Here is a 14,407-nt window from a genome sequence, read left to right as displayed (position 1 = left end):
CGATTAATGATTGAGATAAGAAAAGATGGTAAAGAAAATACTTAAGATAATAGCATGTATTGCCGCTTCAGTTTTGCTGATCCTTCTCGTGTTGTGTCTGAGCTTGAAATATCAGATGTCCTGGAAGAGAACAAATGTCGGAATGGAACAATCTCCGGATGGCAGATACAGTGTTGTTTTTCAGGCGGTAGGCGAAGCGGATTGGCCTTTTGGCGCTTCGCACGCAAAGGTGACTGTTAAGGACGAAAATCGGATTGTTGAATCATTTCGTCAGGATATCTCTGATGACGGAGTTCAGTTTCGTCCAGCAAACTATTCTGTAGAATGGATGAAGTATGGGGTTATCATTACCTTTATGGGGTCTGAACAATCAGATAGAGAGGTCGAAGTTTTTTATGATGGAAGGGATTCCTTTGTGGGATATTCAGATGAGGAAATAAAGGATATCCTAAGCGAAAGGTATTCCATATATAATGTTGAGGAAATCACCAAAGATGCAAACGGATATGCCATAAGAGGGGATGGTATTGTTTTTCGCGCGGATGAAAGCTTGGCTTTTCATGACAGTTATCCGGAGGAAGTTTTCAAGACAGTGACTGATGCACTGTTCCCTGAAAGGTTTATGAGAAGTTTGGATTGGGATGTTAAAGAAGGAGAATTACCCTCAGATCTCGTTTATACTCCAATAATATCTATGAATGGACCCGGCAGTCAGGATCTAAATTCTTATTGTGACGATATTTGTGAATGGCTTGACTGCTGTTTTGATCGACTTCCGTATATCAGAGCGAAAAAAATGTATGATTCGACCGGGTTTATACTAACAGCTCCCGGTTATGAGAAAGCGGTATTCGGTTTTAATAATATGCTACGACTGGACAGTTATAGTGCTGACAGAGTTGGATTTTACAATAATCTGTATACTTGCATAGACCGGTACTTAAATCACGAATATGATTTTTTTAATAATATCCCGTCAGGACATGATACAGTTGATGAATCTGACGATACATTGAATGCATCTGCCAAGATAACTGATGACGCAATAAGACAGTGGGCTACATATGATTATGAAGTAGCATATGATTTTCCGGACGGGCGCGAATATGCGCTTGTTCCTATAGACCGCGCATTAGGAAGCAGTTTCTATATCCTGATGGTCTTTAATGAAAAGGGAAATCCCGACAGTGCAGAACTTGTGAATTCAGATCCTTTCAATCAGAATGGTGGAGAAGCAAGATTTATAACATTTCTTGATGACGGAAATACCGGTTTCGCTGCGTTATCATATGCCGGAGGAAGCGAAGGGCTCCTGTTTGAAACGGTTGATGGCGGCAAAAGCTATCAGGAGATAATCCTTCCTTCTCCCAAAATCGAACTTCCGACTGGTGAGTTCTACAATCCGTTTGTCATGCCCGAGGAAGCATGGGAAGAAGCAGACACTATATACTTGAAGATAAGTCAGGGAGCGGATGGTGATTATCATAGTGAAAAACTTGGTGGTGCACGCACGGTTGGCATTTATGCCTCTACTGACAAAGGAAAAACTTTTGAATTTATCCGTGAAGAGGCGGAGCATGAAGGTGAATAAAATTCGAAAATAATTGCTCGAACTAAGAACCGTTTTTCTGAAAAAGTGTTGACTCTAACGTTACGTCATGGTTTAAGCTATAGTTACACGTGAAGGAGATGAAAGCCATGAAGACAGTAAATGAAGTAAGTAAACTGACAGGAGTGAGTATACGCACTTTGCAGTATTACGACCAGATAGGACTCTTAAAGCCGGCAGAATACACGGAGTCAGGCTACAGGCTGTATGACGATGCAGCACTGGAGAAATTGCAGCAGATTTTACTGTTCAAGGAGCTGGAGTTTCCGCTTAAAGACATAAAAGAAATAATAAACAGATCTGATTTTGACAAAACGAAGGCACTAGAGCAGCAGATCGGCCTTCTGGAACTTAAGAAGGAGCATATTGAGAATTTACTCAATCTGTGCAAATACCTTAAATCGAGAGGAGTGAGAAGATTGGATTTTACAGCATTTGATAGTAGTAAGCTTGATGAATATTCAAAGAAAGCCAAAGAGCAGTGGGGGCAGACTCCTGAGTATAAAGAGTTTTCAGAAAAGAGCAAGAATTGGACCAAGGAATACGAGAGCGGCCTGATGGCTGATTTTTCAAGGATTTTCGAAGAATTCGGGCCAATGATCAGTAAGGATCCGGCTTCCGCAGAGGTTCAGGCTCAGGTCAGGAAGATACAGGACTTTATTACCGAGAACATGTATAAATGCACCGATGAGATTCTTTACGGCCTTGGTAAGATGTATGCAGGCGGCGGAGAGTTCACTGAGAACATCGACAAGATGGGCGGCAAAGGAACCGCAGAATTCGTATATCAGGCAATAAAGATTTATTGTGGCAAGTAAACAATTGGTTTAGAAAAATCAGATAAAAATAGTATTGACAGCGATTTATCAGTCAACTATACTTACAACTAATAATTTTCAGAAAGCGATATATCACTATGAGAGACGTTATACTCATCAATTCAAATACACCATCTGCTACAAATCCCGTGAATAATAATCAGGGGACTATTGGTGTTATGTATGATGAGGCGTAGAGTAAATGCATGGTTTGAATCTAAAGATGCATAATTCACAGGGAATTGAGCCTCATCAGACATAGAAAAGAGTTTGATGAGGTTTTTTATTTGAGCAAAGCACTTGGCGAGGTTTTGTCGAGTCTGGTGGAGCTTGTTTTTACAGGAGGAGGAGAATATGGAACTAATCAGGGTGCAGGATTCAGATTACAGGAAAACTTATGAGCTATACATGACTTTTCCAGAAAATGAAAATGGCTATATCAATAACGTGTATGGCTACAATTATGAGCAATTTTTAGATTGGATTGATAAAAAGCGCAAATGGTCTTTGGGGAAAGAACTGCCAGAAGGATTTGTTCCTGATACTACTTATGTACTTGCAGATGGAGATGTTTATGTGGGTGTATTTAACCTGCGTCACTGTCTGAATGATTTCCTTCGGGAAGGACCAGGGCATATTGGTTACTGCATATCTCAAAAATACAGAGGAAAGGGCTATGCTACAAAAGGACTTGAGCTGACACTTGAAAAAGCCAGGCAGATGTGCATTCATGAAGTCTATATGTCTGTTAATAAAGACAACCCTGCAAGCCTTAGAGTTCAGATTAAGAACGGAGCATATATTCATCATGATAATGAGACTGAATATTTTACCAGAATTGATCAGATAGTGGATGGTGCTTCAAGAGAGGAAATCGTGGGCAAGTTCTATGCACAGTATGACGAGGATGACCGTCTGGAAAGAAGTGTTCATGGCAGACTTGAATATGCTACTACAATGAATTACATCCACAGATATGCTGATAAGAAAGCAAAGATACTTGAGATCGGTGCTGGTACAGGAAGATATTCCATCGCTCTCGCCAAAGAAGGTATGGATGTAACTGCCGTTGAACTGGTTGAGAAAAATCTTGAAGTGTTGAGAGATTACAGCAAGGGTATGGCAAATATCAGAGCATTTCAAGGAGACGCAACAAAACTGGAGATGCTTGAAGACAATTCTTTTGATGTCACACTTGTTTTGGGACCTTTATATCACTTGTATGAAGTCGATGAAGTGAATAAGGCGATAGATGAAGCTATAAGGGTGACAAAGCCTGGTGGAGTGATAATGTTTGCTTTCATATCGGTTTACGCGATTATGTACTCTAACTATTTTTATGGTAACTGGGCTGTGGGGCAGGAAGAGAATTTTACTGATGATTTCCGCATCAGACACTTTAAAGAGCAACTCTTTACCGGTTATGATATATCGGAGTTTGAACAGCTCTTTGAAAATAAGAATGTATCATGGATAACAACAACCGGTGTTGACGGGATTCTGGAACCTATAGAGCACAGGGCGGATTTCTCCGTTACCGATGAGGATTTCAAGAAACTATGCGAATGGTATCTGAATTTCTCTGAAAAGAGAGAATTGCTTGGAAGTACGAACCATCTTCTTTATATTTGTAGGAAAGATTTGAAAGTAGGAGTGAAGGGAGGACCCTCCGGTGTGTGGAGCCGAAGGGGGTGCGTATGAGGGGAAAGAAGCAAAGAAAAGCTGATATTAAGCGTATTGTTCTTGGCAAGACGGATGGAGTGTGTGCTCGTTGTGGAAAGCATATTTCTTTTGAGAAGGCTACTATAGAGCATTTCGTCCCTAAGTATAGAGGCGGAGCAGATGACGAAAGAAATCTCCTGCCACTTTGCAAGAACTGCAATAAGCAGAAAGGCTCAAGGATAGTGGCTGTTGAGGAATATTATCCTTACCTTAAAAGAGTATTTACCCTGACTGCTAATGAATATAAGAAGGAATGGGAGAAAGTTTACAGTTGAGTTTAAGTAAAAGGAAAAACGTGATGAAAAATGGGAGTAATTCATGTGGGAGAGTTTCTGGTTTGCTTGTTAGAATGCTGGTTTTAGTGCTGTTGTGTTCATGCGGAAACGATGCAACCTTTGACGGAAGTAAGACCGGCGATGCAAATCATTTCGATATTGAGTTTAATGTGCTTAACACATCTTATACTCACGAACTTGATATGAATGAAGGCGAGAGCATTGATGTGCAGATAGAAGCTGAATCAGGCGATATTTCTTTAAATATTCAAAAAGAGGACGAAAAACCAGTATATCGCGGCAATAAGATGAAATCCGGAAACTTCAAAGTTGGTGTTGAATCAGCAGGAAAATATACGCTTACCGTTACCGGCAAAAAGGCGAAAGGACATGTAGTCCTGACAAGAGAAGGATAAGCAGTTAACTGACGGCTTTAGTTTGGCATAGAAGTGGTTGGGTGTATGATATGGCTTACGGAATACTCTAAATGATTTTATAAATAAGGATAAAACAGACCCGAAAAAAGGTCTGTTTTTTCTTTGTTGACAGCATTATCTCATCTGCTGGATCCTTTGAAGAAGATTTTGGACAGACATCTGACGAATATATTCAGAACTACTTAGACAACAAATTGTATATGCACTTTTTAGAGGAGTAATTATCAAATACTGTCATTTCAGCCTCTATTTTGTATAATTGAGAGAGTATATGTTGTTTACATATGTGGGAATGGTAATATTTGATTATAAATACAGAGGCGGTTTTGAAAAGCATGTTAATATATCTTATCTTTTGTGCCACGCTGGTGGTGATATTAACCGGCTGCATAATCATTTTAATAAAGAATTATCAGAAGCTGCTAGACAGGAACAATGCTCTTATTGAGACCATAGACAATCTGTCCAGGCTTAATGACAAACTCAGGATGGACAGACATGATTATCTGAATCAGCTGCAGATCGTGTATGGTCTCATGGAACTTGAGGAATATGATGAAATGAATTCATACCTCAGGAAAGTGTACAAGGAGCTATTAAAAACGGGGAAAGCTGTAAAGACGTCTAAGCCCGCCATAAATGCACTCCTTGCTGCCAAGTCTGCTGAAGCAGAAGCAAAAAAAATCGAGTTTCTGATCGAGGTAAAATCAGATCTTAAGAACCTGATTATTGAGGACTGGGAACTTTGTAAGGTTTTATCAAACATCATTGATAATGCAGAAAAAGCTCTTGAGGACAGTGATGTTCAGGAAAAGAAGATCAGGATAAACATTACGGAATCGCCACAGCAGTACATTTTCAGTGTTGAGAACAACGGACCGGAAATACCGTTGGAGATCAGAGAAAGCATTTTCAAAAAAGGCTTTACCACAAAAAAGGAAGAGGGCCATGGCATGGGACTTGCAATTGTATCTGAGATAGTAAGTAAAGCAAAAGGAAAAATTGTACTTAAATCTGACGAAGAAGAAACAATATTCACAGTCAGCTTTGGAAAGGAAGAGTAAAATGGGAGCAGTTCAGATATTGGGTATTGTAGTACTGATTGTGGGTATCCTACTTATAGGCGTTGAATTCTACATGCCGGGGTTTGGACTACCGGGGATATCAGGAATAATATTTACTTCGGCAGGGATTTTTTTAACAGGAAGAAATGCTTCGGAGAGGATATTGGTAGGCATTATCGCCATTGTGGTGATCGCGGTAATGTTGGTCATAAGTATCGTGGTATTTAGTTCAAAGAAGATCAAATCCCCACTCAAGTTGGATACGGATCTTCAGGGCAAGAATCTGTTCATTGATGAAACCGATATGGAATACCTTATTGGAAAAAAAGGCATTGCCCTTACGGACCTTCGTCCTTCGGGAAAAGGAGAGTTTGACGGAGTAAAGCTCGACATCCTTTCATCGAATTATTATATAAAAAAGGATTCGGCTCTTGTGATAACAGAAGTAAAAAATAATAGAATACTCGTTCAGGAGGAGAAATAAATGATAACAACAACTATAATAACCGCAGCTCTAATAATATTACTTTTAGTGGTATTTTTTACAATAATTCCCGTTGGAATGTGGATATCAGCAGTGGCCAGCGGTGTTAAGATAAGTATCTTTACACTGGTAGGAATGAAGCTTCGTCGTGTAAAACCAGCCAAGATTGTGGATCCTATGATCAAGGCAACCAAAGCAGGCCTGGATGTTAAGACCAATCAGCTGGAGGCTCATTACCTGGCAGGTGGTAACGTTGACAGCGTAGTTAACGCTTTGATAGCTGCTGAAAGGGCCAGCATGAATCTTTCCTTCGAGCAGGCTTCAGCTATTGATCTTGCGGGCCGTGACGTATTTGAAGCTGTTACCATGAGTGTAACCCCAAAGGTTATTGAAACTCCTCAAATCGCAGCGGTAGCAAAAGATGGTATCGAGCTTCTGGTAAAGGCTCGTGTAACAGTAAGGACCAACATCGATCATCTCATTGGTGGCGCCGGTGAAGCCACAGTTCTTGCAAGAGTAGGTGAAGGCATTGTAACAACAGTAGGCTCTGCCCAAACTCATAGCAGCGTTCTTGAGAATCCGGATGACATTTCAAAGGTTGTTTTGGAAAAGGGACTTGATTCAGGCACAGCCTATGACATCATGTCAATTGATATAGCTGACATTGATATTGGAAGAAACATTGGTGCTAATCTTCAGAGCCTTCAGGCGGAAGCCAATACCAAGATTGCTCAGGCCAAAGCAGAAGAAAGAAGAGCTATGGCGGTAGCCCTTGAGCAGGAGATGAAGGCCGAGGTAGTTAAGGCTGAGGCTGACATTCCCAGAGCTATGGCAGAAGCCCTCAGATCAGGCAATCTTGGAGTACTTGACTATTACAATTTAAAGAACGTTCAGGCTGATACCAAGATGAAAAACGACATCGGAACCGGTGTTATGCAGTACGTAGAGAATAAGAAAGACAAACAGTTATAAAGGAGTTTCATTTATGCTAAAGGTAATGGTGGTGGAGGATGAAGAGCAGATTCGCAAGATCCTCGGCAAGATGATAGAAAAAAGCGAGGGATGTCAGGTGGTATCCTCCTGTGGCAATTTTGCGGCGGCCATCAGTGATTTTATAAACTATCGTCCAGATGTGGTTTTCATGGATATAGATCTGGCCGGCGAGAGCGGCCTTGACTGCGCCAAGGCCATTACTGAGGTTGACCCAAAGGTGAAAATTGTCTTTGCAACAGCCCACAGTGAGTACATGGCAAACGCCTTTGAAATCTATGCTTTTGACTATTTGGTAAAGCCTTTTGATCTGGAGCGTATAGGAAAAACGTTGCAGCGAATCAAAGACATGACCGCTGGGGCGAGTGAGTCTGTAGCTCACAATAAGCCTGATTCATCCCATGAAAAGCTGGTCATTCGTGGAAAGGAAGAGATAAATCTTGTAGACACTGGTGACATAATTATGGTTGAGCGAACAGACGGGATGACCAGAATAGTAACAAAAGACGAGGTTTTTCTGACAACCGCATCCCTATCCTCCATTCAGGAGAAGTTGGACCCAGCCAGATTCATGAGGTGTCATAAATCCTATATCATCAAAACGGAGGCTGTTAAGAAGCTTGAAATATATGGTAGGTGGACTTATACTGTAACCCTGAAAGATACAGAAGAAACAGCCCTTATGACAGCTGATAAATATAATGAAATGAAACAGAATTTTGCCTTTTGAGGCTCTGGAACAATCGGATGTTAGTTGATGTTAGGAAGTTTGAAGTATTCTATTTTTCAGAGTCAGAGAAAGGAGGATTACAAAATGGGGAGATATCGGGAGGTTCATACAGGAAAGGAAGCAGAGCGATTTGAAAGGCGATATGCAGCATCAATCTGGTGGGTGCTGTGGGTAATTTGTTTTCTTATCTTAGCTTATACTGTTAGAATGCAGTATTCCGAGTACAAAAGTATTAAAGGTGCTAATACTGTAGTTGCAAAATACTCTTCTGGAAAAGGCGTTGAGACTGCAACTTTTATGGATGATAATAACCACTATCATTCCTACAATATAACAGGAATGGGAGCTGAGCATGATGGTGATTCCATAGTGCTGTATTATACAGACGACATAAATCTTGCGCAGCCACGCATTGGCGTCGCAACATGGATCAGAACTTATGCAATATTTGGAATTGCTTTAATACTTCTATCTATAAGGCTGATAGTTATTTATAGGTCAGATCACAGTGTTTATGCCGATGGAAGTCTTGCGACAGACGAAATTCGAGTTCCGGTCGACCACTCAATTGGCATTATGTCAAAGCGATAAAGCTTGGCAGAACAATGAAATGATTAGGTAAAATCTAGGCTTTAAGGGTATCTGTAAGGCCTCATCAAGCGAGAGTTTGATGGGGCTTTTTTATTACAGAGGAAATTCAATAAAAATTCCCTGCAGACTATAATGCGTATGATGAATGCGGTATATTGCAAACCGGTAATCCCGGAAGGCTATGAGAAACAGGTGGTTTATGGAATTGCTTTCTATGCAAAGATGGCGATGATAAAGAAAATGTGACCCAAGAGGATGTGAATGCGTTCAGGGGCGTGTATGAGGGGACAAAAACAAAGAAAAGATGAAAAAAAGCTTGTAATCTTGATTTTTCTTTGCTAATATAAGCGGGTATTTTATCGATATAGGTCAAATGATATGGATTTGATGTTTCTACCCGGTTACCGTAAATTACCGGACTATCGAGTGTTTGATGCAGATACAAGAGTTTTTTTGTACTAATTGTTAAAGTTATCAAATCAGATAGGCGTAGAAACTTGGGTTCTACGCCTTTTTCTTATGGAATAGGACATACCTATTCCATAAAAAACGCTCCGCTATGGATGCGCACTCGCACGATAGGAATATGTTGCATGAATGCAACCGCGCTCGGCGCGAGAATGTCGCGAGCGACATTCTTTCTTATGTTTCAAAAAAGCATAGAAAATCCATCATTACAAATGACCTGTGTTTGGTTAAAAAAGGGAGGAAGAAATGATTAAAATTAAAAAAGTACTGTCAGCAGTTCTTGCTGCCACAATGGTAATGGCACTAGCTGCCTGCTCAAACACAACTGAAAAAGAAACAGCATCTGAGGCTACCGGCACAGAGGCTGCACAGACAGCTTCATCAGATGTAAAGGTTGGTTTTATATTTTTACACGATGAGAATTCAACATACGATCTGAACTTTATCAACGGTGCTACACAGGCTTGTGAGGCTGCAGGTGTTGAATACATGCTCAAAACAAATATACCTGAGGGACAGGAGTGCTATGAGGCTGCCTGTGAACTTGCAGATGCAGGCTGCGATATCGTATTTGCTGATTCATTTGGTCATGAGGATTACATGATCGAGGCAGCTAAGGAATATCCTGAAGTTCAGTTCTGCCATGCAACAGGTACAAAGGCACACACAGAGGGCCTTGCCAATTACCACAATGCTTTTGCTACAATTTATGAGGGACGTTACCTTGCAGGTATTGCAGCAGGAATGAAGCTCAATGAGATGATCGCAAATGGAGAAATCACAGAAGACCAGACTAAGATTGGTTATGTTGGTGCTTACACATATGCAGAAGTTATTTCCGGTTATACATCATTCTTCCTTGGTGCCCGATCTGTATGCCCGTCAGCTACAATGGAAGTTACATTTACAGGTTCCTGGTACGATGAGACAGCCGAAAAAGAAGGTGCTAACAAGCTTATTGAAGATGGATGCGTTCTTCTTTCACAGCATGCCGATTCAATGGGTGCTCCTACAGCTTGTGAGAAGGCCGGTGTACCTGATATATCCTACAACGGAAGCACAGCATCTGCTTGCCCTAACACATTTATTGTTTCTTCAAGAATTGACTGGGCACCATATTTTGCATATATCATCGACGCTGTAACAAAGGGAACAGAAATATCTACTGACTGGGTTGGAACACTTGAGACAGGTTCTGTTGTTCTTACAGATCTTGGTGGTGCAGCAGCAGAGGGTACAGCTGAGGCAATAGCAGAGGCTGAAAAAGCTATGAATGCAGGAACACTTCATGTATTTGATACAACTACATTTACTGTGAACGGTGAGACACTTACATCCTACATGGCAGATGTTGATACAGATCCTGAGTATACTGCTGACACAGAAGTTATCACAGATGGTTATTTTGCAGAATCCGGTTCTGAATTCCGCTCAGCTCCTTACTTTGACTTACAGATTGATGGAATTTCACTTCTTGATACAGCATATTGATAATTACATCATGTGTTTTTGGGAAATCTTTGTGAGCATAGGCATATATATGCTAAAACAAAGATTTCCCATTTTTATCCTATTTGATAATTTTGAAAGGTGATAATTGTGGAAAATAAAGAAGTAGCCATATCGCTTCGTGGCATTACAAAGTCTTTTGGTGATGTAACAGCAAATAGCAATGTCAATCTCGATGTTCATAAGGGCGAGATATTATCTCTTCTTGGTGAGAATGGAAGCGGAAAAACAACCCTTATGAATATGCTTGCGGGAATCTATTATCCTGATGCCGGTCAGATAATCATAAACGGCAAAGAGGCTGTTATCCGTTCTCCCAGGGATGCGTTTGATCTGGGAATAGGAATGGTTCATCAGCATTTTAAGCTCATTGATGTGTTTAATGCGACAGAGAATATAATTCTTGGACTTGAAGGCAAACTTAATATAAAAGAGGCCGAAAAAAGGATCAGGGAAATCTGCGACAAATACGGATTCGAGATCAACACAAACAAGAAAATATATGATATGTCCGTTTCGGAAAAGCAGACAGTTGAGATTGTTAAGGTACTATACAGGGGAGCTGATATTTTAATTTTGGATGAACCAACAGCAGTACTGACTCCTCAGGAGACCGAGAAGCTTTTTAATGTCATGCGCAATATGAAAAAAGATGGAAAATCCATAGTTATTATTACTCACAAGCTAAACGAGGTACAGAGCATATCCGACAGAGTAGCGGTTCTGCGCCATGGTGAATTTATCAATGACATGAAGACAAGCAAGACCAATGCTCAGGAAATGACGGATATGATGGTGGGACATCCTGTTTCTCTTAATATTGAAAGACCTGAGCCTGTGGATCCCAAGCCTCGTATTGTAGTGGAGAATCTCACTGTTGTTGATGATGAGGGAATAGTTAAGCTTGATGATGTATCTTTTACTGCCAATACTGGAGAGATACTTGGTATCGCCGGAATATCCGGCTGTGGTCAGAAAGAATTGCTCAGGGCGATTGCGGGACTTGAGACTATTAAAAATGGAAAGATTACGTATATCCACCAGGACGGAAGAGAGGAGGAACTTCTTGGTAAATCTCCAAGGGAAATCTCTGATCTTGGCGTAAAACTGTCATTTGTTCCTGAAGACAGGCTTGGAATGGGACTTGTCGGAAATATGAATCTTGCAGATAATATGATGCTCAGGTCTTATAGAAGTGGCAAATCAAGATTTTTTACAGAGAAAAAAGAGCCTAGAAAACTTGCGGAGAAGGTTGTGTCAAAATTGCAGGTGGTAACTCCAAGCATCGACACGCCTGTTCGTCTGCTTTCCGGTGGAAATGTTCAAAAGATTCTTGTTGGAAGAGAAATATCCTCAAGACCTAAGGTCTTACTGACTGCATACGCGGTAAGAGGTCTTGATATTAGTTCTTCTTACCAGATATACGATCTTATCAACCAACAAAAGGAAAGGGGAGCAGCTGTGCTCTTTGTTGGTGAAGATCTGGATGTTCTTGTTGAGCTTTGCGACAGGATTCTTGTCCTTTGCGGTGGTAAGGTTACTGGAATTGTAGATGGCAGGAATACCGATAAATATACTTTAGGGTCAATGATGACACAGAAAGGAGAGGCTTTGTAATGGAACAGAAAATAAAAGAGCCTCGTTTTCACATTGTAAAAAGATCAGATATCTGCAGCAGAGAAGCGTGGACTATAAGAATAATAGCAATTTTGGCTGCGTTGGCATTATGCGCACTGATTACTATGGTCTGCACAGGTGACAATCCAATATCCATATTTGCAACAATTTTCAAAGGGGCATTTGGCACTCAGAGAAAAACCTGGATAACACTGCAGTATGTTGCCATTCTTCTTATTATTTCCCTGGCGCTTACACCTGCATTTAAAATGCAGTTTTGGAATGTCGGTGGTGAAGGACAGGTTCTTATGGGCGGACTTGCAGCGGCAGCATGTATGATCACACTAGCAGACAAGCTTCCGGGGGCAGTCATAATCATTCTTATGATTGCTAGTTCTATACTGGCAGGTGCTGTTTGGGGAGTAATTCCGGCGCTCTTTAAAGCCTTGTGGAATACTAATGAAACGCTTTCAACACTGATGATGAACTATATTGCAACGCAGCTTGTGGCGTATTTTACTATAGTATGGGAAGTTCCTAAGGGATCAGGAAAGATTGGTATTATTAACCAGAATTCAAACATAGGCTGGCTTCCCAACATTGGCAATAAATATCTTTTAAGTATTATTACTGCTGTCGTTGTAACTATTGGAATGTTTATTTATCTGAAATTTACCAAGCACGGATATGAGATAGAAGTAGTTGGTGAAAGTCAGAATACAGCCAGATATGTAGGAATCAGCGTTGAGAAGGTCATAATCAGAACTATGTTATTGTCCGGTGCAATTTGCGGTTTGGCAGGTCTTCTTCTGGTGGGAGGTATTAACCACACAATAACTACAACTATTTCTGATGGTCAGGGCTTTACAGGTGTTATGGTCTCATGGCTTGCTAAGTTTAATCCGGTTGCTATGATCTTCACCAGCCTTCTGATCATCTTTATGGACAGAGGTGCCAGCGAAATATCCACTGCATTTGAGCTTAATCAGAGTTTTGCTGATATTCTGACCGGAATCATTCTGTTCTTTATAATTGGATGTGAGTTTTTTATCAGATATAAAATCATTGTTCGTAAAGATTTGGGAAAGGAGAACGCATAATGTTTAGTCTGGTTGCATTTATACCAAGAGCTGTACAGCAGGGCGTTCCTTTGTTGCTTGGAAGTACAGGTGAGACAATCACAGAAAAATCAGGAAATCTGAACCTTGGAATCCCCGGTGTTATGTATGTGGGTGCAATAAGCGGTGTTATAGGATCATTTTTCTATGAACAGGCTGCTGCGCCAGGGGAACTAAATGGTTTCCTTGCAATCTTTATACCTCTTATCTGTGCGCTGATAGGGTCTCTTTTAATGGGGCTGTTATACTGCTTTTTGACAGTTAGCTTAAGGGCAAATCAGAATGTTACAGGCCTTGCCATGACTACGTTTGGTATCGGTTTTGGTAATTTCTTCGGAGGCTCTCTGATAAAGCTTGCAGGTGCTGATGTTCCGTCAATTTCGCTGTCAGCCACCTCTCAATATTTTAGCAGGACCCTGCCTTTTGCAGCGAATACAGGTTGGGTTGGCAAAGTGTTCTTTTCATACGGATTTCTGGCATATGTTGCGATTATCATTGCTTTAATATGCGCATATGTGCTTAAAAAGACAAGAGTAGGGCTTCATCTTCGTGCTGTTGGAGAAGACCCAGCTGCGGCGGATGCGGCCGGAATAAATGTAAAAAAATACAAGTATGTTTCAACATGCCTTGGATGCATGATAGCAGGACTTGGCGGTTTATATTATGTAATGGATTATGCATGTGGTGTATGGTCAAATGATGCCTTTGGCGATAGAGGATGGCTTGCTATTGCGCTCGTTATCTTTACTATATGGAAGCCTGATGTGGGTGTTTTATCTTCAATACTTTTTGGAGGACTCTACATTTTGTACTTGTATCTTCCTTCCGGAACACACACTGAGTACAAAGAGCTGTATAAGATGATTCCTTATATTGTAACTCTTGTGGTTCTTGTTTTTACCAGTATGAGAAACAAAAAGGAAGATCAGCCGCCAAAGAGCCTTGGAACCAATTATTTCCGCGAAGAGAGATAAA

14 protein-coding genes and 1 riboswitch are annotated in these 14,407 nt (G+C 40.8%); all 14 genes read left to right on the top strand.

Going from position 1 to position 14,407, the window contains the following annotated elements:
- The first annotated feature begins 25 nt into the window (after nucleotides 1-25).
- Entirely contained in the window at nucleotides 26-1,591 is a 1,566-nt protein-coding gene (locus tag BM086_RS06535; RefSeq protein WP_092325031.1) for a hypothetical protein, read from the top strand.
- Nucleotides 1,592-1,698: 107 nt separating this feature from the next.
- Nucleotides 1,699-2,427, top strand: coding sequence for a MerR family transcriptional regulator (locus BM086_RS06530; protein ID WP_092325029.1), 729 nt, complete (start codon nucleotides 1,699-1,701; stop codon nucleotides 2,425-2,427).
- A gap of 354 nt (nucleotides 2,428-2,781) precedes the next feature.
- Nucleotides 2,782-4,128 (top strand): GNAT family N-acetyltransferase, encoded by a 1,347-nt coding sequence (locus tag BM086_RS06525; RefSeq protein ID WP_092325027.1) that lies wholly within the window; start codon nucleotides 2,782-2,784, stop codon nucleotides 4,126-4,128.
- Complete coding sequence (locus BM086_RS06520; protein ID WP_092325025.1) at nucleotides 4,125-4,424, top strand: HNH endonuclease; 300 nt, start codon at nucleotides 4,125-4,127, stop codon at nucleotides 4,422-4,424. Before BM086_RS06525 ends, BM086_RS06520 begins: the two co-directional genes overlap by 4 nt.
- Before the next feature lie 62 nt (nucleotides 4,425-4,486).
- Complete coding sequence (locus BM086_RS06515; RefSeq protein WP_141107702.1) at nucleotides 4,487-4,840, top strand: hypothetical protein; 354 nt, start codon at nucleotides 4,487-4,489, stop codon at nucleotides 4,838-4,840.
- A gap of 356 nt (nucleotides 4,841-5,196) precedes the next feature.
- Nucleotides 5,197-5,925, top strand: a complete 729-nt coding sequence (locus BM086_RS06510) for a sensor histidine kinase (RefSeq protein ID WP_092325021.1) — start codon at nucleotides 5,197-5,199, stop codon at nucleotides 5,923-5,925.
- 1 nt (nucleotide 5,926) lies between these two features.
- Nucleotides 5,927-6,409, top strand: coding sequence for an NfeD family protein (locus tag BM086_RS06505; RefSeq protein ID WP_092325019.1), 483 nt, complete (start codon nucleotides 5,927-5,929; stop codon nucleotides 6,407-6,409).
- On the top strand, nucleotides 6,410-7,381 hold the full coding sequence (floA, locus tag BM086_RS06500; protein WP_092325017.1) for a flotillin-like protein FloA: 972 nt from the start codon (nucleotides 6,410-6,412) through the stop codon (nucleotides 7,379-7,381). It abuts the gene before it with no gap.
- A 13-nt stretch (nucleotides 7,382-7,394) separates the two neighbouring features.
- Entirely contained in the window at nucleotides 7,395-8,129 is a 735-nt protein-coding gene (locus BM086_RS06495) for a LytR/AlgR family response regulator transcription factor (RefSeq protein WP_092325015.1), read from the top strand.
- An 84-nt stretch (nucleotides 8,130-8,213) separates the two neighbouring features.
- Nucleotides 8,214-8,720, top strand: a complete 507-nt coding sequence (locus BM086_RS06490; protein ID WP_092325013.1) for a hypothetical protein — start codon at nucleotides 8,214-8,216, stop codon at nucleotides 8,718-8,720.
- 340 nt (nucleotides 8,721-9,060) lie between these two features.
- A riboswitch (purine riboswitch) is annotated at nucleotides 9,061-9,162 on the top strand.
- A 272-nt stretch (nucleotides 9,163-9,434) separates the two neighbouring features.
- Nucleotides 9,435-10,679, top strand: a complete 1,245-nt coding sequence (locus BM086_RS06485; protein ID WP_092325011.1) for a BMP family ABC transporter substrate-binding protein — start codon at nucleotides 9,435-9,437, stop codon at nucleotides 10,677-10,679.
- Nucleotides 10,680-10,778: 99 nt separating this feature from the next.
- Nucleotides 10,779-12,314 carry an ABC transporter ATP-binding protein gene (locus tag BM086_RS06480; protein ID WP_092325009.1) on the top strand — a complete coding sequence of 512 codons (1,536 nt, stop codon included), beginning with the start codon at nucleotides 10,779-10,781 and terminating at the stop codon, nucleotides 12,312-12,314.
- A complete protein-coding gene (locus BM086_RS06475) occupies nucleotides 12,314-13,414 on the top strand; it encodes an ABC transporter permease (RefSeq protein ID WP_092325007.1) in 1,101 nt (366 codons plus the stop codon). Before BM086_RS06480 ends, BM086_RS06475 begins: the two co-directional genes overlap by 1 nt.
- Nucleotides 13,414-14,406, top strand: a complete 993-nt coding sequence (locus BM086_RS06470) for an ABC transporter permease (protein WP_092325005.1) — start codon at nucleotides 13,414-13,416, stop codon at nucleotides 14,404-14,406. The genes BM086_RS06475 and BM086_RS06470 overlap by 1 nt, the downstream gene beginning before the upstream one ends.
- The last annotated feature ends 1 nt before the right edge of the window (nucleotide 14,407 follow it).

Origin of the sequence: Butyrivibrio sp. YAB3001, from assembly GCF_900112195.1 — a bacterium.
GTDB lineage: Bacteria > Bacillota > Clostridia > Lachnospirales > Lachnospiraceae > Butyrivibrio.
Note: the sequence above shows the minus strand (reverse complement) of the source record. Positions and strands in the feature narration are given on the sequence as shown.

Excerpts from the sequence above, each read along its gene's own strand:
- BM086_RS06535 (WP_092325031.1), top strand. The coding sequence starts at position 26 with ATGGTAAAGAAAATACTTAAGATAATAGCATGTATTGCCGCTTCAGTT.
- BM086_RS06530 (WP_092325029.1), top strand. The coding sequence starts at position 1,699 with ATGAAGACAGTAAATGAAGTAAGTAAACTGACAGGAGTGAGTATACGC.
- BM086_RS06525 (WP_092325027.1), top strand. The coding sequence starts at position 2,782 with ATGGAACTAATCAGGGTGCAGGATTCAGATTACAGGAAAACTTATGAG.
- BM086_RS06520 (WP_092325025.1), top strand. The coding sequence starts at position 4,125 with ATGAGGGGAAAGAAGCAAAGAAAAGCTGATATTAAGCGTATTGTTCTT.
- BM086_RS06510 (WP_092325021.1), top strand. The coding sequence starts at position 5,197 with ATGTTAATATATCTTATCTTTTGTGCCACGCTGGTGGTGATATTAACC.
- BM086_RS06505 (WP_092325019.1), top strand. The coding sequence starts at position 5,927 with ATGGGAGCAGTTCAGATATTGGGTATTGTAGTACTGATTGTGGGTATC.
- floA (WP_092325017.1), top strand. The coding sequence starts at position 6,410 with ATGATAACAACAACTATAATAACCGCAGCTCTAATAATATTACTTTTA.
- BM086_RS06495 (WP_092325015.1), top strand. The coding sequence starts at position 7,395 with ATGCTAAAGGTAATGGTGGTGGAGGATGAAGAGCAGATTCGCAAGATC.
- BM086_RS06490 (WP_092325013.1), top strand. The coding sequence starts at position 8,214 with ATGGGGAGATATCGGGAGGTTCATACAGGAAAGGAAGCAGAGCGATTT.
- BM086_RS06485 (WP_092325011.1), top strand. The coding sequence starts at position 9,435 with ATGATTAAAATTAAAAAAGTACTGTCAGCAGTTCTTGCTGCCACAATG.
- BM086_RS06475 (WP_092325007.1), top strand. The coding sequence starts at position 12,314 with ATGGAACAGAAAATAAAAGAGCCTCGTTTTCACATTGTAAAAAGATCA.
- BM086_RS06470 (WP_092325005.1), top strand. The coding sequence starts at position 13,414 with ATGTTTAGTCTGGTTGCATTTATACCAAGAGCTGTACAGCAGGGCGTT.